Below are 18,152 nucleotides of genomic sequence, written 5' to 3'. Positions count from 1 at the left end.
GGGTCAGTTTTTGCGTTCGATAATAGAGTCAATCAATCCGTAGGCCTTTGCTTCTTCTGCGCTCATGAAATTATCGCGATCTGTATCTTGCTCTACGCGTTCATAAGGCTGACCTGTCCGCTCAGACAAAATCTCATTTAGCTGGCGCTTCGTTTTCATAATCCATTCCGCATGAATACGGATGTCTTCTGCTTGCCCACGCACACCACCGAGCGGTTGGTGAATCATTACTTCGGCATTTGGCAGAGCGAAGCGCTTGCCTTTTGCACCAGCAGCCAACAGGAAAGCACCCATGCTGGCAGCCATGCCCACACAAATCGTGGACACATCCGGTTTGATGTACTGCATGGTGTCATAGATGGCCATTCCTGCTGTAACAGAACCACCTGGAGAGTTTATGTATAGCGATATGTCTTTGTCCGGATCTTCTGCCTGCAAGAAAAGCAGCTGAGCAACAACAAGATTGGCGATTTCATCATCAATCTCGGTGCCCAAGAGAATAATCCGGTCTTTCAGGAGGCGCGAGTAAATATCATAGGAGCGCTCGCCCCTGCTTGTTTGCTCGATGACCATAGGGATTAACATTATGTATTTTCCTCCTTTGCCGAAAAAAGTCAATGGTGGAAAAACAAGGCACGATACACTCGTGCCTTGTGGTCTTGACAGCCAGCGCTCAGGGTTAGCCTGCCCACTGACCAATCATGCGTTCTTCTAAGCTTATGCTGTTACTTTGCTTTCTGCAACCAGCAAATCTACTGTTTTGCGAGTTTGCACATCGCGGTACAGAGCAGCCATGCCATCTTGTGCGGAGAAGATTTTGCGCAGCTCGTCTGCTGGGCGGCCGTATACGCCAGCCAGTTTCTCGAGTTCTGCAGTTACATCTTCTTCTGTTGCTTCGATGTTTTCTGCTTTGCCGATTGCTTCCAAAGTCAAGGAAGTGCGAACGCGGGATGTTGCGTCTGCACGCAATTGATCACGCAGTTGGCTCTCATCCATGCCGGAGAACTGGTAGTACAGTTCCAGCGTCATGCCTTGGTATTGCAGACGTTGACCAAATTCATTTACCATTTGATCCAATTCATGCTCAACCATTACTGCTGGCAAATCGATCTCAGCGCTTTCAGCTGCTTTCAGAACGAGTTGCTCACGAACATATTGATCTTTTTCTTGCGCTGTTTTTTCTTCGAGTTTTTTCTTGGTGTCTGCTTTCAGCTCTTCCAGCGTGTCGAACTCGCTCACGTCTTTGGCAAACTCATCATCCAAAGCAGGCAGGTTTTTGCGCTTCAGGCTGTTCAGCTTTACTTGGAATACCGCTTCTTTACCAGCGAGGTTAGGAGAGTGGTATTCTTCAGGGAAAGTTACGGTAATTTCTTTTTCTTCGCCGATGTTCAAGCCAGCCAGTTGCTCTTCGAACCCTGCGATGAAAGTACCGGAACCCAGTTCCAGAGAGTAATCTTCCGCTTTACCGCCTTCAAAAGCTACTCCGTCTTGGAAGCCTTCGAAATCGATTACAGCGATATCGCCTGTTTGTGCTGCGCCTTCTTCTACTGCTACGAGCTCAGCATGACGCTCTTGCATACGCTTCAGTTCAGCGTCAACGCTCTCTTCAGTTACAGAGAAGTCTTTATCTTCGATGGACAGACCTTTGTAGTCGCCCAGCTTCACTTCAGGCTTCACAGTTACAGTCGCTTTGAAGATCAGGTTTTTCCCTTGTTCCATTTGCGTTACGTCTACTTCTGGACGATCTACTGGCTCGATACCAGCTTCACGAACAGCTTGTCCGTATGCAGTTGGAAGCAGAATGTCAAGAGCGTCTTGGTACAAAGATTCTACACCAAAACGGGATTCGAACATTTTGCGTGGTACTTTTCCTTTACGGAATCCTGGAACTTGAACTTTTTGAACCACTTTTTTAAACGCTTGATCCAATGCTGCGTCTACTTGCGTAGCATCTACTTCAATCGTCAGGACTCCCTGGTTATTCTCTACCTTTTCCCAATTTGCTGCCACGTAAACTTCCCCTCCTAAATCGAATCAACAGAACATCGCCAGCCGCGCCATGGTATCTTCGCAGGCTCGGATGATAATATTCTAGCCATTATAACCATTCTAGTATAGCACAAATCTTTTAGTTTTCAAGAAGACCTCATTGGTCGACGAACAGAATAGTTCCCTCCCAATTGTGGAACCGGGTTGCCTAAATGATCATAAAACGCCACGGATATGTAAACTTCTGTCGGACTCGTTCCTGTCTCTTCTAAAAGAGCATATGTCGGTACGTGAAAACCTCGCGGCATTTGCAAGCTGCCCGGATTCAGAAACAAGATGTCTCTCTCGACGCCACAGACAGGTACATGAGAGTGACCGAATACAACTACATTTGCTCCTACCTCTTCTGCACGGTAATGAAGGCGCAGAAGAGAGCCTTTCACTCCGAAAAGATGCCCGTGCGTTTGCAGGATGTGAAGGTCGCGCCATTCGGTCTCTTGCTCAGTCGGCACCTCTTGTGTCGAATCGCAATTGCCTCGGACAAGCGTCATGTTGGAAAACGGCTCGCGCTTATGGTCGACACAAAAATCGCCACAATGCAAAATTTTTTCGACATGATGTCGGTTGACGACCTGGCTTACTTCCCGAACCAAGCCGTGGCTATCGCTCATGATGAGAATTCCCATCACGCCTCACTCTCCTGTTTTCTCTCTTGTCTACTTGATGACTTCAAGCAGCTGCTGCATGGCACGAGCGCGGTGGCTGATCTGGTTCTTTTCTTCTGGCATGAGTTCAGCCATCATTTTGTCCATCGATGGAATGTAGAATACCGGATCGTATCCGAAGCCGTTTGTCCCTTTTGACTCACGCGCGATCACACCCTCACAAGCGCCAGTGGCAATGATTGGCTCCTCGCCAGGAATCACCAACGCCAACGTACAACGAAAGCGGGCTGTGCGTTCCTCTGTCGACACCTCTTCCAGCTCTTTCAACAATTTACGCCAATTCTGCTCGTCTGTTGCCTCTTCCCCGGCAAAGCGTGCGGAGTAAACCCCTGGGCGTCCTTCCAGCGCATCTACTTCCAGACCAGAATCGTCACCGAGGGCTGGCATTTTCAAGTATGTAGAGATTTCGATTGCTTTTTTCAGCGCGTTTCCTTCGAAGGTGTCCTTGTCTTCTACTACCTCGGGCACACCGTCAAATTCAGCGAGGCTAATTCCTTCCCAGCCAGCATCTGCGAACAGCCTGTTGAATTCTTTCACTTTTCCTTGGTTACGTGTTGCAAGAACGACTTTTTTTCGATTAGGCATGACTTTCCTCCGCTACTGATTGTGCAAAAGAGAGCGAAACATCAGCGAGCGCCTCTTTTTGACTGTTAATCAAGTTGTCAATGCCAACTTTTGCAAGGGCAATCATTTCTTGTAGCTGTTCAGGTGAAAACGGAGCATCTTCCCCTGTTCCTTGCAGCTCGACAAACTTTCCTTTTCCCGTCATGACGACATTCATGTCGACAATCGCTGTAGAATCTTCTTTGTAGTTGAGATCGAGCACTGCTTCCTCACCGACAACCCCTACTGAGGTCGCTGCCAGGAAGTCATTGAGCGGCAGCTGCTTCCAGGTGCCACTATCCACCAGCTTTTGCATCGCGTCTACCATTGCCACGAAGGCTCCGGTAATCGAAGCTGTCCGCGTACCTCCGTCTGCCTGGATGACATCGCAATCCAACCAAATGGTGCGTTCACCCATTGCTTCAAGGTTCACAACGGATCGCAGAGCACGTCCGATCAGACGCTGAATCTCCATTGTGCGTCCACCGACTTTTCCTTTGGACGACTCACGCGCGTTGCGGGTCGCTGTTGCTCGGGGAAGCATGGAATACTCGGCTGTGATCCAGCCCTTCCCGCCACCACGCATAAAAGGCGGCACCCGGTCCTCCAAAGTCGCCGTACAAATCACCTTTGTGTCTCCGACTTCAATTAGGCACGATCCTTCTGCGTGTTTAATGTAATTGCGCGTAATGGTTACAGGACGCAATTGATCATGGGCACGGCCATCCACTCTCATTCCAAGTTCCTCCTAAATCACTTTGTTACACTCCGCTCATTATACCAGAGGCGGGAAACGATCTGCCACTGCACAAACGCCTCTTCCTTATTTACGTTAATTGCAAATATTCTTGAATAAAAATTTCAAGCAGACATCGGTTGCTCCTTGGCGGCTGGAGGACTGTAAGCGCTGGTGACAAGCAAGCAAGTGGCGAACAAAAACCACGCTCGTTAATACGGGCGTGGCTCGTTCCTTACATCTGTATGGGATTGAGCTGAACCGGGCGGCTCACTGGCTTGGTAAACTCACCACTGGCTAGCGGTTTTCCTTCCACCAGCAGCTGCACTTGCTTGGCTCCTGTCGTTTCTGTCAATGACAAGACCAGTGATTGCAGAGCTTCTGGGCTCGCTTCCTTACCATCGTCATACTTGAGGATGTCACTGCTCAAATTGACTGTCACCAACTCTTTTTCCTGCTTCACATCCAGAACACGTGTCGTACGCAGCAAGGAACTAAAGAGCTGAGACCCTTGTTTCGGTCCTTTGATCAACTCTTCAACGGTTGCCTTGGCGATGTCAGCCGTTTCAGGAACCAGGCGAGTGACTGGGACATAATACGTACGTGTATCATCCAGCTGTCCTTGGAAATAAACCGTTATGCTGGAGGTATCTCCTGGTACCGCCCCATCGCCCAATTCGAGATTGACTCCTTGATTCCGGTCTAATAGCGTTATCGGTGTTTTGGCTGCTGGCATTTCCGTCAACGGCGTTCCGTTCACCCAAATTTGTACAGTCTTGACGTTGCTAAATTCCGTCAACGCCCGGGTGACTGCATCGACAATTTTCTTCTCGTCTTTTTCCTCGTACGTTTTGAAGTCTTTGGAAAAATCGACAGTGGCTACGCCATTTTTGATGACAAGTCCTTTTACTTCTGTCCCTTTCGGCAAGACAGCGGAGAAGCCACCCTGGAGCATGCTCTCTACCGGACCACCTTTTACCATGTAGCTCAATACTTGTTTGGCAGGACCTTCTGATTTCGGAAGAGTCATCGAGACAGGAACGATGTATCCGTTAGCATCCTGCAAATACACCATTCTCTCTCCGGTCTCCTGAACGACCGGTTGTGCACCTTCTTTTGCAGCATCCGGGGTCGGCGTGCCGTTTGGCAAATCAACTGATACCTCTGACTGTGGTGGTGCATCAATACGAATCGTTTCCTTTTCCGGGCCAAAGAGACCGCAGCCCGACAAAAGCACTGCGCTAACCCCCAGCACGGCCGTCATTTTCCCGATGTGCCTTATCTTCATTACCCCAGCCTCCTCCAGACACTTTGTACTACCATGTATACGAGCTAGGCTTGGGTTTATGCGTTGAAAGTTTGTCTCGCTAGACAAGGTCTTCCATCAGGGATGGACGGTTTTTTCCAATGAGTTGTGCTGGACGTTCACTTTGCAATCCAGCCATTCTTCTGCAATGGTCCGGAATTTGTGGGCGTCCCCACTCGTCACAAACAGATGTTCCGGACGCTCTATTTGCTTGCTTTCGGCGTCCGTCGCAATTTGCATGGACAATTCTCGCGCTGTCTCTTCTGCGGAGTTGATCAAGCGTACTCGATCTCCCATCACTTCCGAAATGACCGGTGCGAGCAATGGATAGTGTGTACAACCCAAAATTAACGTGTCCAAATCTTCGTGCAAGAACGGGGCGAGCGTTTCTTTTACGACTCTTCTTGCTTCCTCCGAGTTCGCCATGTGGCTCTCCACCAGTGGCACAAATGCGGGACAAGCCATGCCTGAGACGTACAGATCCGGTTGAATCCGTAAAAGCGCACGCTCATACGCCTTGGTACGAATAGTCGTTTCTGTCCCGATGACACCGACCCTTCCGTTTTTCGTCACTTGTACAGCCGCACGTGCCCCTGGCTCAATCACCCCAATGACGGGCAGTGGCAAATCCTCCATCGCTTCCTCCAGCACGACGGCAGTAGCAGTATTACAGGCGATCACCAATGCTTTTAACGGTGTACGCATCACATATTCGACCATTTGAAAGCTGTAGGCACGAATCTCTTCCGGCGATTTGGAGCCATACGGACAACGGGCATTATCGCCTACATAAACAATCCGTTCTTCGGGTAGCTGACGCATGACTTCCTTCGCAACAGTTAATCCTCCCACTCCTGAATCAATAACGGCAATCGCTCGTTCTCTACTCATGCTAATGTGTCTCCCCTGTTGAAATGAATATAGTACAGCATACCACTCAAACATTTGTGCTACTACCATATGCGGAGATGAAATTTCTTGTACTCCGCAAATGTCGCACCTTCTCTAGGCGCCTTTCATAATGTGGGGAGAGATGATGTGCCCACGAGGAGGAGAATCTTTTGGTAGAAGAAGCCAAAAATTTGTTGGACTGGAGCCAATGGGGCCGACAATGGATCGAGCATTTGCGAAGACATAAGACCCTCAACCGAGAACTCGAACGGCATCTGCACAAATTCGAAGAAACATTTACAGTGATCGGAAGGCAAGCCTCGAAGCTTGATTCGACAACAGAAAGCGACGAACTCCCTGTTCTCATCACTCGCGCAGAACAGGTACAGGAGCAATTCCATCACTTTTTACGACTGGCTCAGTTGAGTGAAGATGAGCATCTGGAAGGAGAGGTGAGGGAACCTGTTCAGGAATCAATGAATGCACAGCCAGCGGTGGCGGAAGAAGTACAAGTGCCTGTAGAGCCAGAACCCGTTTCCTATCCCGGTGCACGTGAGCCAGTCCGTGCGGCACGCCCCGTGGCTGTCGGCCGACATACCCTCCCGCCGCTCCCTTATGCCTACAACGCTTTGGAGCCGTACATCGATGAAGCTACCATGCAAATCCATCACAACAAGCTACACCAAAAGTATGTAGACGATCTCAATACAGCAGAGCGGAAGCTGGCAGAGGCGCGAGAAAGTGGCAACTTCGATCTCGTACGCCATTGGGCACGCGAGCTAGCCTTTAATGGGGCCGGTCATTACTTGCATACGATCTTTTGGCCATCCATGAGTCCAAATGGGGGTGGCACGCCCTCCGGTGATCTCGCAGCGGCAATCAATCGGTATTTCGGTTCGTACGACGCCTTTAAGAGACAATTTAGTCAGGCGGCAGAAAAGGTAGAAGGTCCTGGGTGGGCAATCCTTGTTTGGTCCCCGCGAGCACATCATCTAGAGATTCTAACAGCCGAAAAGCACCAGAACCTGTCACAATGGGATGTGATTCCGCTACTGGCTCTGGACGTATGGGAGCATGCCTATTTCCTGGCGTATCAAAACCAGCGAGACAAGTATGTAGAAAACTGGTGGAATATCGTCAACTGGCCATATGTGGAAGAGCGATTCGAGAAAGCACGAAAACTACGCTGGGAGCCGTATTAACTTGTATCTCCCCTTCATTGACAAACCCCCTCGTCATCCCAAATGACAGGAATGAGAGGGGGCTTTTGCTGGCTAAGCTTATTCGTTATACGGGACAAATTCGATCTTTTGCACCTTGACCGGATTTTGGATGGGCTTGGCGTTCTCATCTGTTTTCTGGGCAGCGATCTTGTCTACGACTTCCATCCCGGAAAATACATGACCAAAAACAGTGTGGCGATTGTCGAGGTAAGCTCGTCCGCCAATTTCTTTATACTTCGCTTCTGCATTCAACGGCAGCGCCGACAAATCGAGATACTCCTGATCTACCTTGGGGCTCTGTACAATATAGAAATGTGTGCTGTTCGTATTTGGTCCCGCGTTCCCCATACTGAGCGCTCCTCTGAAGTTGAACAGATCTCGGCTAAATTCGTCCTCAAAAGACTCTCCGTAAATACTCGGCAGCTCCTTCCCATCCGGCCCTTTCAAATCTCCTGCCTGAATCATGAAATCGTTGATCACACGGTGAAATATCATATTGTTGTATTGCCCTTTTTTCGCCAGAGTCTTAAAGTTTCCCACCGCTTTTGGAGCTTTGTTCGGGAACAGTCTCAGCTTGATCACACCGGCATCAGTCGTGATCACGCATATTTCTTCGCCTTTGCGTGGCTTCTCCAACTGAATCAGCTTCACATCTGACACATCGATGCCAGAGTCCTGCCAAATGACGCCCCACGCCTTCCAGTTCACCGGGTCTGTCCCGAGTCTGGCCAAGCCAAGATAATCCGTTTTTTCAATGGCCTTGTTATCTGCGGTATACCCGACGTATTTAAATTTCACAATCGCGCGGTAGTTATTGTAGGCATCCTCTTTCGTGACGGTGTACAGCTTGTCCACTTTTGCTTCGATCACCTGAATGTTTTTGTATTTCGCCAATCCTTCCACATAGGTTTTCATCGCAAAATTCGTCATGGAGTCACCTACTACCAGCTTTGCTACCTCAGCAGGTTTGGATCGTTGCTTCACCAGGGATGCGATGAAATCATTTACTTCCTGCTTATCTCCCCCATGTGGGCGGAACTGGTTGACCTGAACTTCGTTACGATAGTCATGAATAGGGTTTGCAGCAGCATGTTGGACAAAAGTCGGACTCAGTAACGGGATCGCAATACTTGCAACGACTGCCAGAGAAACGAGTTTTTTCATTCTTTCCGCCCCCACTAAATTAGAAGATTTTTACACAAGAATAGTATAGCCTAATCTGATTTCAATTGACGATAACATTTTTAATATTCAGTCATTAACGTTGTGCGTATGTATGGCGAATGAACGGAACGATCCAGAAAAAGGTGCAGACAGAGACAAGCTATATGCAGATGAAATCAAGATCGAAGCAGAGAAAGTGGAAATGAAGGTTGAAAAATTCACCGTGCCATCTGAATCAGGTAGCCCAAACTGCTTTCAAGATTTACGGAAGAAACTGAAGCGACTACAAGGAAGTGTTTTCCGAGTCGATAAAGGCAGTGTGATTCTTACTGGGGATTTTGGCACACGTATGATCCCGATTTGTGCGATCAGTTCCATCTATACTTGTCGGGTGTACGCTTATGTGACGAATTCAGGTACTCTCGACAACCTTGGTAATAACGTATCCGTCATCAATACCATAACCAACACCATCATCACTTCTATTCCAGTAGGTAACCTACCAAATGCGGTAGCCGTCGGACAGGTGTGTAGCATGATATGATTCACCTCCCCACTCGCAACCTTGTTTCTTGATAAAATGATAAAAACGTCGTATTTCGGTTAAACCGAGTTCGACGGTTTTTCTGTTTTTTTCCATAAAATCTGTTGCGTCTTTTTGCATCCCTCCCCCGTCTAACCCATGTAAACTTCATGAAGCTACAACTAAAAACAATCAATCATGACAGCCATATGCCATATAAGGGAGAGACATACCATGAATAAAAAAACCATCACTGTATTTGCTGCTTCTATTTTGACTTGCTCTGTTTTTGCTGGAGCTCTCGGCACTACTTGGGCTAACCAAGCTGTTACCCCAGTAACCACGCAGCAAGAAACAAAAACAAACGAAGCTGCCAAGCAAACTATGTTCCGGAATATCAAACTAGCGGAGCCTGCTCTACTGTACACCTTACAAGGGGAAGCGAGTGTTTTTGAAGGAACATACCAATACGCAGTCAAGCAAGGGAAACACGTCTTGGCAAAAGGATTCGGCACAGCTTCAAAAGGTGGCCCGGAATGGGGAACTTTTGCGCAAACGATTAAGATTCCAACAAGCGAACTGATCGGAAACGAGCCATTGATGCTCGAGATGTTTGAAATCAACCAAGAGAACGGCGCGATCATCAACAAGCTTTCCATTCCATTAGATAGCTCCGATAAAGTAAAAAACAATAACGTATTTCGTAACCTGAAGCTTGCGGCAACAACTGTCGTGTACAAAGTATCTGGCGAAGCTAGTGTTTTCGAAGGCACCTATCAATATGCCGTGAAGCAAGGCGAACAAGTAATTGCCAAAGGCTTTGGAACAGCATCGAAAGGCGGCCCGGAATGGGGTGAATTCTCTCAGGAGATTGTCATTCCGCTGAGCAATCTATCTAAAAATAAGCCAAGCACCCTCGAACTGTTTGAAATCGATCAAGAAAGCGGCGAAATGAAAAATAAAATGGTACTTCCATTGCAGCAAGGATAAAAAGGATCTACGCTCCCGCAGTGTGTCTCGCGCTGCGGGATTATTTTCGAGAAGTAAGGAAGAACCTAACGTATTCAGTAAGGAGGGTGTGCAGCATCGTGAATCAAACTGAACTGGCACAAAGAGCCATTTCCGGTGATGAAGACAGCTTTACTCTTCTGATCCAAGAGAATAGAGAAAAAATATATCGCATGGCTTTTACTTATGTACGAAACAAGGAAGACGCGCTGGAAATTGTGCAGGAGACTGTCTACCGCGCCTTTATCTCCGTACACAAATTGAAGCAGCCGCAATATTTTCAAACCTGGCTGACCAAAATTGCCGTCAACTGCGCCTTGGATCACATACGCAAAGCAAAAAAAGTCGTTTATATGGATAAAGAACATGAAGGCAGCTACGAGCAGAAACCGCGAGAAGATGTCATCGACTTGCATGATGCCTTAGGCCAGCTCGATGAAAAATCCAGAACGGTCATTATGCTGAGATATTTCGAAGACATGCCCATCAAGGACATTGCCGATGTGCTAGACATACCCCTCAGTTCCGTAAAGTCGATCATTTACCGCGGACTGGAGAAATTGAAAGTGAACATTGGGGAGCGTGAATCTCTTGGATAAAAAGCTGGACGATTATAAACAAGCCTATCACGATATTGAAATTCCCGAAGAGTTGGCGGCAGTCACCGAGCAAGCCATCGAACGTGGCAAGCTGCATCGAAAACGCGTGAAAGCAAGAACGCGTTGGGTAAAGCACGCTGGCGTAAGCGCAGCCGCTGTTTTTGTTCTTTTCACGGTCAGCGTGAACACGATGCCCGCTTTTGCAAGTGCTTTGGAAAACGTACCTGGTCTGGGCAAGCTGGTGAAAATATTACAATTCAATAAAGGCAGTGCAGGCGGCGGTACTCCTCAGGATGCCGTAGATGTTAGCTTCATTACGGTACAGAAGCAAGGAGACCGGGAAAGCATCATCTTGAACTTTACCCAGAATAATGAGGTACAGCAGAACGCCAGCTCCTTCCACGTAAGTTTTACAGAATATCCGAATACGATGACGTTTGCTGTTGGCGGTGCGAGAAGATTTTCGGCTGTCAAAGATTTCGAGACATTGAAGCAAAGCCCGTATATCGAAGACGCCTACGAGATCATTTCATTGGACGATTCTCTGGTGCGGTTTAATGTGACTTTTAAAGAAGCGATTGCTTATGAAGTGAAAGAGTATAAGCAACCCGCACAGGTTGTGATCACGATTTCGCCAGTAGAAGTATCGCCAGAAAAGCAGCAGCCTGTGTACGCGGTGCGCACTGCTTCCGTGCCGTATGGAGAGACGCTCGGGGCTATGGAGGAATCTCTGCTGGTCGCGGACAATATGCGGGTATTGAAGGACAAGCAAGGTGGATACTTTGTCGAGGCGGGGTACTATCGGACGGAAGCGGAGGCTCAGGAGAAAATGAAGCAGTTAAAGCATGAGTTTGGGGTTGTAGAGCCGCTGTTCGTGGAGAAGAGAGAGTATTTGGAGGTGCCTGGGGGGATTGTGGCGAGGTAGGGTTCCCCTCCCCCTTCCCTCTTATCAATCGTCAGATTATTCTGGGAGGATAGAAAAGCTGTGAACATGATAGAAAAGTTCCTAGCGACTCTATATAATAAGCTCTCAAGAGCGCTCTTTTTTGTTTTCTAGTTTGAATCGGGAGGTTTCATGATGAATACCAAAACTGTTGTTTATGAAGCCAGCTATCGTGATCAATTGGTAGATATTTGGTATCGTGCTGTTTGCCGTACTCACCATTTTTTGACGAAAGAAGATATTGAGTTTTATAAAAACATGGTAAAAAATGAAGCACTATCTGCCGTTGAGATATGGATGGAAGTAAACGAAAAGAAAGAGCCTGTAGGCTTTATTGGCCTCGATGGAGCGAAAATCGAAATGCTGTTCGTTGATCCAGAATACCACGGAAAAGGGATTGGCAGCAGATTACTCGAACATGCGGAACGCAAGTATGGCCCTAATCTGAAAGTAGATGTCAACGAGCAAAACGAAGGCGCTCACGCTTTCTACAAACGGTATGGGTTTGTGCAAACAGGACGATCTGAACTGGATGGTTCGGGAAGGCCGTTTCCTTTGCTTCATTTAGATTTACAACGTTAATTTTCGCTTGTTCAAAAAACAAGACTGTCTCCTGTAGTAGAATTCTCTACTTGCGAGACAGTCTTGCTCTACTTATTTGCCTGAAATACTACCAAGGGCATTCACACAAAGGGCCATTTCTTACGCACCCTTTTTGGCATCCTGCAAACGCACTTGCTCCGAGCTTTTGAAGTAATTTCTTGAACATGCTTATCACCTCTTTTTTTACATAATTTGTATCATCAGGAATATAATACAATACTTATATGAAAATCGAAAGCGTTTTCTGAAATTTCAAGAAGTAATATTTTTGTCGCTTCTTCTACTATTCTCTTCTGCTGCTTCCATTTTGTTAATGAATGTCCCGAGTACCTTTAATACTTGAAACAGGACAACCAAAATCGCAATGACCGTCACCCATAATACCGCAAACCCAATCACCCAGCCTGTAGACATGTTCATCCCTGCCTTTTTCGCAAAATATGTTGGAACGTACTGATTTCTCCGCTAATAGCCATGAGCAGTGAGATGCACACACTCGAAAAGAAGATAGCGATTACCCAGTTAGCAAATCCGAAATTGCCAGATAATACATAATGGTCAACACTCGCCCAGCCCCCGCTCCATTGATCTACATAGACGGCCATACTGATGAATACCAGGTTACGCAAAACGAGCTTCCACGATAAAAAATGGTTTCCCGCCATTCCGCCGCATCCGCATGAAATCTTCTTTCTGCCTCTTGCTAGATTGATACTGATCGCAAGTGTGTACGCCCCCAGCAACAAAACCGCCAAGGACAGTCCCAGCGTTGTAAAAAGACCGATCAACAAGGAAATCGCTACAGCGGCTTGCAGCACCAGATCCATATACGTAAAGCTTTTTGACCACGAATAAGGTATGATCTGATAGGCGCGCACAATGGACAAATGCGTGCCCATATCGCTTATTTTTGATACAAACGTGCTGAGAAATAAAAAGGCGAGAATCAGCCGAAACAGCAGACCAAGCTCTTCCATAACACCCCTCCTACGTTACGCAAACCATTTCGCCTGCATGCGGTACATACGCGAATATTCTCCGTTTGCATCCATTAGCTCATCATGATGCCCTACTTCGATCAGCTGACCTTGCTTCATGACAAAAATCCGATCCGCCATTCGTGCTGCAGCCATCCGATGGGAAATAAAAATCGCCGTCTTGTTCTGTGTGAGAGAATCAAACTGCTGAAATACTTCCAGCTCTGCCTGCGGATCAAGTGCAGCCGTAGGCTCGTCCAGAATAAAAATCTCTCCTCTTCTGTACAAAGCCCGAGACAAGGCTATCTTCTGCCACTGTCCGCCTGACAGGTCTTCGCCGTCCTGTAGCGTCCGACCCAAAATCGTATCGTATCCACTGGGAAGCTTGCGTATAAAGGTATCTGCACCGGTTTCAACCGCTACTTGTCTCATCTGCGCGGGATTGATTTCCTGCGTCACTCTCCCAATGGTGATGTTCTCTCCAGCAGTGAAATTGTACCGAATGAAGTCTTGGAAAATGACCGTAATATTTCGTTGCAGGTCGGAAATATCGAGCTCATGAATCGACTGATTGTCAAACAGAATATTACCCGAATGGATCGGATAAAGCCCCATTAAGCATTTGACGAGCGTCGTTTTTCCTGAGCCATTATCGCCAACAATCGCAATACGCTCCCCCGGCTTAATCGTAAAGGAAACTTCATTGATCACATTGCGCTCCATTTTGGGATAGCAAAACGAAACCCGATCAAAAGTAATACCAGATTGCAGCTTCGTGGGAAACTCAGCTTTTCCAGTGAGCTGCGGAATCGTTTTATCCTCATATTCCAGAAAGTCAAACAGATCAGCGATGTACAAGCATCTGTTGACGATATGTGCGAGGTTAAAGGTCATGAGCGAAAGTAGCTGCTGCGTATTCTGTACTGCTTGTGCAATGGCTACAAAATCCCCTACCTTCAGGGCGCTCGCACGAAGTAGCGATACGACCAATCCCAAGCAGCCAATATACATCGAGGAGGTAAAAATCCCTGAGAGAATCAGTGCTTTTTCCCTGCGGTGGAGCAGACGAAGTACCTCTTTCATATTTTTCAAATACAGGCGAGACCATCTGCCTAGCAAAAAGTCCTTTAGCTGAAACAGTCGGACCTCTTTTGAGCTGTCGCGCTCATTCAGGATTGAACTGATATAAGAAGCTTCGCGTATCTCTGGCGTCTGGAGCCTTGCGAGAAAGTATTCCGACATACCAAATTTGATTTGGACAATGAGCAGCGGGATCACAGCTAGCAAGCTCATCACTGCCAATCCCCAGTGAATGCTAAGCAAAAACACCGCATAGGAAATCAGAGTAATCAGATTTTTCCCGAGATCCAACACCCTTTCCACTGGGTCCAGAAAGCGTTCCCCCATTGCCTCTGCCCGGATGCGGTGATGGTGATTGTAAAATTCCGGATCATCGAAATAAGAGAGCGGAACAGATGCTGCCTTCTTTGCTACCATATGCTCCAAATGATATTCCAGTCGTTGCTCCGTGTGGGCATCGAGAATGCGCAAGACCGTTTCCAACGCATTGGTCACCAGCGTCACGGAAAACAATCCCGCAAGCAGCCATAGCAATGGCTGGTAATTATCCGTCTGATCTAACGCAATGGCTGTAACCTCGTTCACCATTTCTTTCATGATCCAGATCGTAGCCAACGGGGAAAATGCCAGGATGATTCTGAGGGCAATGGAACAAATGAGCCATAGCTTGCCATGTGCCCAAATCAATCGAACCGTTTTTGTAAAATAGGAACGCGTCATACTGCCTCACCTGCTAGCGCCAGGAGCTTATTTTTGGTTTCCACGGCGGTTATTGGTTTGGCACGAATGACGTCCTGTTCGTCGATCACAAAAACGCTTGGGAAATGATTGATCTGGTAGGTTTCAAGCATCGGTTCGTTGCCAATCAGTACAGGGATGCCGGATATGTTGTTTTCTCGCAGCCATTGGGAAGTCGATATGTGCTCGGATTCTGTTGAGATGATAACGGATGCATCTGTGAGTACCCCTCCCTCTGACAATAGTTCGTGCACATGATTGGCACAGTGCCCGCAGCCTGTATGTGTGAAGTTTACGATCAGTGGGCGGGGCAAATGGTTTAGTTGTTGCTCTTGGCCGTTTAGCGTGCGGAAAGGTAGTGATTGTAGTTTGGTGCCGATTGCCGGTCCTGTTTCCGGGATGAAAGGGTGGAAGTGATGGACCTGTCTCTGGGTTTGTTTTAATAGGGTGAGAAGTTTTGCCAATATAAAGGCAAAGATAAGTAGAAAGATCAGGTTTAAGGCTATGAGCAAATCTATCGATCCCCTTCCATGCGACTCGAGATTATACGAGAGGCGTAACATATTTTTACAGAGAAAATACCATAATATTCTAGTTTTGTCATTGTTTTATGTTTCAAATATGTTTGTTGGTAGAAAAGATTTTGGTGAGAAAAAGAAACCCCAAACAAGTATTTTACTACTCGCTTGAGGTTTAACTCTTTTTTGCATACATCATAATCTCTATTTCTGTCTGGATTGTGTTAACCCACATATCTGCCCCGCAATCGTCAAATGCGCCTCACCTGCTACTCGAATAACAGGCTCCTCTCCAGATCGATCAACCGTTACATACAGCTTTCCTGGTCGACCAATCGCATGTCCTTGCCCTACGACAAGCTGTGTCACTTTTCCAGCAGGCAGTCTTTCTTCCAATGCCAGATAGCCAGCCAGTGCCCCGTTTGCAGCACCTGTTACGGGATCTTCCGCAATTCCGATCGCAGGCGCAAAATCCCTCGTATACAAGTCATAGCCTTCAGGAGCATCCCACGTAAACAAATGGGTTGTTGTGATGCTGTGTTCCCTGTTCATTTCTGCGAGCGAAGAGAGCAGTGGCCGCGCTGCATCAATCGCCTGTCTGGTGCGGACTGGAACGAGTAGATGCATATTGCCAGTGGAAGCGAGCTTCATTGGATAGCGATCGTCCAGATCAGCGGGTGTTATGCCTACCAGCCTCGCTACCTCTTCTCTGTCGAAATCAATCTCCTTCACAGAAGGCTTGATTTGGGTCATTTCCACTCGCTGTAACTGACCATCTTCCATCACCAATTGAACAGGTATCAACCCGACGTTGGTCTCAAACACAATACGGCTACCCTTTTCCAACCATCCGCGCTCTGTTGCCAATAGCCAAGCAGAACCCACTGTCGCATGACCGCAGAAATCGATTTCAACCGAAGGAGAAAAGTAGCGAATACGGAAATCTGCTTCTGGATGGTCGGACGGCATCAAAAAGGCAGACTCAGGAAGATTCAACTCATTGGCAATTTTCTGCATTTGTTGTAAAGTCAAAGTACCTGCTTCCGGGATGACGCCTGCGGGATTGCCTGCAGATGGCTCTCTCGTAAAGGCGTCCACATGGTATACGCTCACATGATTCATGGTTATTTCTCTCCTTTTGTTAAACGAATGCTTCTCTTACTTTTCATCTTAAAGTGATGCAACCGCGCTGTAAAATGAAGCTTTCGCATACCAACCATGATAAAAACTTCATGAAAGGAGGAGCTCCATGACTTTGTTTCAAATGGAAGTCCTTGTGGCTGTCACGAACGCTGGTAATTTCACGCGAGCTGGAGAACAAATCGGATTGAGCCAGTCAGGAGTGAGTCATACCATCGGCGCACTGGAGAAAGAGCTTGGTATTTCCTTGTTCATCCGAAATCGTGGCGGTGTTAAGCTGACCGCAGCTGGCGAAAAAATCGTCGCCTCTGCTCGGACCATATTGGAAAACGTCTCGTTGATTAAACAGATAGCTGCCGAATCAAGCGAGCATTTGGAGGCGACGCTCCGGATTGCTTCTTTTCCCAGCGTAACCGCTCAGCTCCTGCCAAAATTGCTAAAAGCAATGCAGAGTCACTATCCGCATATGCAAACAAAGTTATATGAAGGAAGCTATCAAGAAATAAAAGAATGGGTTCGCTCTGGGGTTGTCGATGTCGGGTTTCATGTGTGGCCCGATGACGAGCTAGAGGGAATTCTACTGACGACAGACGCCCTGCATGCTGTCGTGCCAGCCCATCATCCTCTGGCAAAAGAGCCCTCTCTTACCTTGGAGCAATTAGCCCGCGAATCGTTTCTCATGCCCATGGCTGGTTGTCACTTGTTGATAGGCGCGGAGTTTGCCAAGACTGGACTTACGCCAAATGTTTCCTATGAAATCGCGGATAATACAACGATACTCGCAATGGTAGAAAGCGGTGTTGGGGTGACAGTCGTTCCGTCACTGACTCTACCAGCGCAACTACCCGATGTCGCTGTCATAGAAATCACACCGCCTCTCTCTCGGCAAATCGGCTTGGCTGTACGCTCGCTTCGTGAAGCCCCACCTGCCGTTCGAGCTTTTTTGCGGGAAGCAGAGCGCATTGTACCCACACTATAAAAAGGACGTGCTTCTTCGTTGACAAAATGGCTCATTCTACTACTCGCTCTCTCCGTGATCAGCAGTGTGATTTTAGGAATTACCATTCAAGCAGGTACGTTGGTTCCATTGATTAACCAGAGCTTTTTAATCGGTCTTTTCCTATTGATCGTTGGGAGTATTGCCGTCGTTACACGCTCTGGATTTTTCACTATATTTCTACGGGGATTCAAACAGCTGAAAGGGATGTTCTTTCGCAAGCCGCGCATGATGGACAGTGACATCGTTCAGGCAAACGACCCTGCTTTCGAGGAAAAGAAAGAGTCATTCGTGCGAGTCGGAACCTCGTTTTTTCTCACGTCGGGCACTGGACTGATTGTCTTCTCGATCATTCTTACCTGTTTCTACTATTTATAATCTCACGAGAA

General features: G+C 47.5%; 21 protein-coding genes. 8 read left to right on the top strand and 13 right to left on the bottom strand.

Features of this window, described 5'->3' with window-relative positions; genetic code table 11:
* Window positions 1–3: 3 nt before the first annotated feature.
* The 7 genes from clpP to racE form a co-directional block, all read right to left on the bottom strand.
* Entirely contained in the window at window positions 4–585 is a 582-nt protein-coding gene (gene clpP / locus HP398_RS09245) for an ATP-dependent Clp endopeptidase proteolytic subunit ClpP (protein ID WP_007722241.1), read from the bottom strand.
* Between the two features lie 132 nt (window positions 586–717).
* Window positions 718–2,010: a trigger factor gene (gene tig / locus HP398_RS09240; RefSeq protein WP_017247495.1), complete on the bottom strand. Its 1,293-nt coding sequence runs from the start codon at window positions 2,008–2,010 to the stop codon at window positions 718–720.
* Window positions 2,011–2,135: 125 nt separating this feature from the next.
* Complete coding sequence (locus HP398_RS09235) at window positions 2,136–2,675, bottom strand: metallophosphoesterase family protein (RefSeq protein ID WP_017247494.1); 540 nt, start codon at window positions 2,673–2,675, stop codon at window positions 2,136–2,138.
* A 30-nt stretch (window positions 2,676–2,705) separates the two neighbouring features.
* Window positions 2,706–3,299 (bottom strand): XTP/dITP diphosphatase, encoded by a 594-nt coding sequence (locus HP398_RS09230; protein ID WP_017247493.1) that lies wholly within the window; start codon window positions 3,297–3,299, stop codon window positions 2,706–2,708.
* Entirely contained in the window at window positions 3,292–4,053 is a 762-nt protein-coding gene (rph, locus tag HP398_RS09225) for a ribonuclease PH (protein ID WP_017247492.1), read from the bottom strand. Before rph ends, HP398_RS09230 begins: the two co-directional genes overlap by 8 nt.
* Before the next feature lie 235 nt (window positions 4,054–4,288).
* A complete protein-coding gene (locus HP398_RS09220; protein WP_173622436.1) occupies window positions 4,289–5,341 on the bottom strand; it encodes a GerMN domain-containing protein in 1,053 nt (350 codons plus the stop codon).
* A gap of 96 nt (window positions 5,342–5,437) precedes the next feature.
* The gene (gene racE / locus HP398_RS09215; protein WP_173622435.1) at window positions 5,438–6,250 is read right to left on the bottom strand and encodes a glutamate racemase; all 813 of its coding nucleotides are present in this window, start codon (window positions 6,248–6,250) and stop codon (window positions 5,438–5,440) included.
* A gap of 170 nt (window positions 6,251–6,420) precedes the next feature.
* On the opposite strand from racE, the gene HP398_RS09210 reads away from it, so the two are divergent.
* Window positions 6,421–7,452 carry a superoxide dismutase gene (locus HP398_RS09210; protein ID WP_106833333.1) on the top strand — a complete coding sequence of 344 codons (1,032 nt, stop codon included), beginning with the start codon at window positions 6,421–6,423 and terminating at the stop codon, window positions 7,450–7,452.
* Window positions 7,453–7,530: 78 nt separating this feature from the next.
* Here HP398_RS09210 and HP398_RS09205 read toward each other — a convergent pair whose 3' ends face one another.
* Entirely contained in the window at window positions 7,531–8,637 is a 1,107-nt protein-coding gene (locus HP398_RS09205) for a peptidylprolyl isomerase (RefSeq protein WP_173622434.1), read from the bottom strand.
* A 112-nt stretch (window positions 8,638–8,749) separates the two neighbouring features.
* Between HP398_RS09205 and HP398_RS09200 the strand changes: the two genes are divergently transcribed.
* From HP398_RS09200 to HP398_RS09180, 5 genes are all read left to right on the top strand, one after another.
* Window positions 8,750–9,181 carry a hypothetical protein gene (locus HP398_RS09200; protein ID WP_017247487.1) on the top strand — a complete coding sequence of 144 codons (432 nt, stop codon included), beginning with the start codon at window positions 8,750–8,752 and terminating at the stop codon, window positions 9,179–9,181.
* 213 nt (window positions 9,182–9,394) lie between these two features.
* Window positions 9,395–10,150 carry a Gmad2 immunoglobulin-like domain-containing protein gene (locus tag HP398_RS09195; protein WP_173622433.1) on the top strand — a complete coding sequence of 252 codons (756 nt, stop codon included), beginning with the start codon at window positions 9,395–9,397 and terminating at the stop codon, window positions 10,148–10,150.
* A 98-nt stretch (window positions 10,151–10,248) separates the two neighbouring features.
* On the top strand, window positions 10,249–10,767 hold the full coding sequence (locus HP398_RS09190) for a sigma-70 family RNA polymerase sigma factor (RefSeq protein ID WP_048032061.1): 519 nt from the start codon (window positions 10,249–10,251) through the stop codon (window positions 10,765–10,767).
* Window positions 10,751–11,692: a DUF4179 domain-containing protein gene (locus HP398_RS09185; protein ID WP_371736728.1), complete on the top strand. Its 942-nt coding sequence runs from the start codon at window positions 10,751–10,753 to the stop codon at window positions 11,690–11,692. Before HP398_RS09190 ends, HP398_RS09185 begins: the two co-directional genes overlap by 17 nt.
* A 153-nt stretch (window positions 11,693–11,845) precedes the next feature.
* A complete protein-coding gene (locus tag HP398_RS09180; protein ID WP_173622432.1) occupies window positions 11,846–12,292 on the top strand; it encodes an acetyltransferase in 447 nt (148 codons plus the stop codon).
* A gap of 273 nt (window positions 12,293–12,565) precedes the next feature.
* Here the strand turns inward: HP398_RS09180 and HP398_RS09175 are convergent, their stop codons facing one another.
* From HP398_RS09175 to HP398_RS09155, 5 genes are all read right to left on the bottom strand, one after another.
* On the bottom strand, window positions 12,566–12,727 hold the full coding sequence (locus HP398_RS09175) for a hypothetical protein (RefSeq protein ID WP_167403182.1): 162 nt from the start codon (window positions 12,725–12,727) through the stop codon (window positions 12,566–12,568).
* 2 nt (window positions 12,728–12,729) lie between these two features.
* Complete coding sequence (locus HP398_RS09170; RefSeq protein ID WP_173622431.1) at window positions 12,730–13,290, bottom strand: MauE/DoxX family redox-associated membrane protein; 561 nt, start codon at window positions 13,288–13,290, stop codon at window positions 12,730–12,732.
* A 15-nt stretch (window positions 13,291–13,305) separates the two neighbouring features.
* Complete coding sequence (locus tag HP398_RS09165) at window positions 13,306–15,090, bottom strand: ABC transporter ATP-binding protein (RefSeq protein ID WP_017247480.1); 1,785 nt, start codon at window positions 15,088–15,090, stop codon at window positions 13,306–13,308.
* Entirely contained in the window at window positions 15,087–15,620 is a 534-nt protein-coding gene (locus tag HP398_RS09160; protein ID WP_017247479.1) for a TlpA family protein disulfide reductase, read from the bottom strand. The genes HP398_RS09165 and HP398_RS09160 overlap by 4 nt, the downstream gene beginning before the upstream one ends.
* Window positions 15,621–15,830: 210 nt before the next feature.
* Entirely contained in the window at window positions 15,831–16,748 is a 918-nt protein-coding gene (locus tag HP398_RS09155) for a PhzF family phenazine biosynthesis protein (RefSeq protein WP_173622430.1), read from the bottom strand.
* 127 nt (window positions 16,749–16,875) lie between these two features.
* On the opposite strand from HP398_RS09155, the gene HP398_RS09150 reads away from it, so the two are divergent.
* Together HP398_RS09150 and HP398_RS09145 are read left to right on the top strand one after the other, a co-directional pair.
* Window positions 16,876–17,745 carry a LysR family transcriptional regulator gene (locus tag HP398_RS09150; protein ID WP_173622429.1) on the top strand — a complete coding sequence of 290 codons (870 nt, stop codon included), beginning with the start codon at window positions 16,876–16,878 and terminating at the stop codon, window positions 17,743–17,745.
* An 18-nt stretch (window positions 17,746–17,763) separates the two neighbouring features.
* Window positions 17,764–18,141 (top strand): DUF3899 domain-containing protein, encoded by a 378-nt coding sequence (locus HP398_RS09145; protein WP_017247476.1) that lies wholly within the window; start codon window positions 17,764–17,766, stop codon window positions 18,139–18,141.
* The last annotated feature ends 11 nt before the right edge of the window (window positions 18,142–18,152 follow it).

The organism is Brevibacillus sp. HB1.4B (assembly GCF_013284285.1).
GTDB lineage: Bacteria > Bacillota > Bacilli > Brevibacillales > Brevibacillaceae > Brevibacillus > Brevibacillus porteri.
This window is presented reverse-complemented; position numbering and strand designations above follow the sequence as displayed.

Coding starts and splice junctions, on each gene's coding strand:
- clpP (WP_007722241.1), bottom strand. CDS start 585: ATGTTAATCCCTATGGTCATCGAGCAAACAAGCAGGGGCGAGCGCTCC.
- HP398_RS09235 (WP_017247494.1), bottom strand. CDS start 2,675: ATGGGAATTCTCATCATGAGCGATAGCCACGGCTTGGTTCGGGAAGTA.
- HP398_RS09230 (WP_017247493.1), bottom strand. CDS start 3,299: ATGCCTAATCGAAAAAAAGTCGTTCTTGCAACACGTAACCAAGGAAAA.
- rph (WP_017247492.1), bottom strand. CDS start 4,053: ATGAGAGTGGATGGCCGTGCCCATGATCAATTGCGTCCTGTAACCATT.
- HP398_RS09220 (WP_173622436.1), bottom strand. CDS start 5,341: ATGAAGATAAGGCACATCGGGAAAATGACGGCCGTGCTGGGGGTTAGC.
- racE (WP_173622435.1), bottom strand. CDS start 6,250: ATGAGTAGAGAACGAGCGATTGCCGTTATTGATTCAGGAGTGGGAGGA.
- HP398_RS09205 (WP_173622434.1), bottom strand. CDS start 8,637: ATGAAAAAACTCGTTTCTCTGGCAGTCGTTGCAAGTATTGCGATCCCG.
- HP398_RS09200 (WP_017247487.1), top strand. CDS start 8,750: ATGGCGAATGAACGGAACGATCCAGAAAAAGGTGCAGACAGAGACAAG.
- HP398_RS09195 (WP_173622433.1), top strand. CDS start 9,395: ATGAATAAAAAAACCATCACTGTATTTGCTGCTTCTATTTTGACTTGC.
- HP398_RS09180 (WP_173622432.1), top strand. CDS start 11,846: ATGAATACCAAAACTGTTGTTTATGAAGCCAGCTATCGTGATCAATTG.
- HP398_RS09175 (WP_167403182.1), bottom strand. CDS start 12,727: ATGTCTACAGGCTGGGTGATTGGGTTTGCGGTATTATGGGTGACGGTC.
- HP398_RS09170 (WP_173622431.1), bottom strand. CDS start 13,290: ATGGAAGAGCTTGGTCTGCTGTTTCGGCTGATTCTCGCCTTTTTATTT.
- HP398_RS09165 (WP_017247480.1), bottom strand. CDS start 15,090: ATGACGCGTTCCTATTTTACAAAAACGGTTCGATTGATTTGGGCACAT.
- HP398_RS09155 (WP_173622430.1), bottom strand. CDS start 16,748: ATGAATCATGTGAGCGTATACCATGTGGACGCCTTTACGAGAGAGCCA.
- HP398_RS09150 (WP_173622429.1), top strand. CDS start 16,876: ATGACTTTGTTTCAAATGGAAGTCCTTGTGGCTGTCACGAACGCTGGT.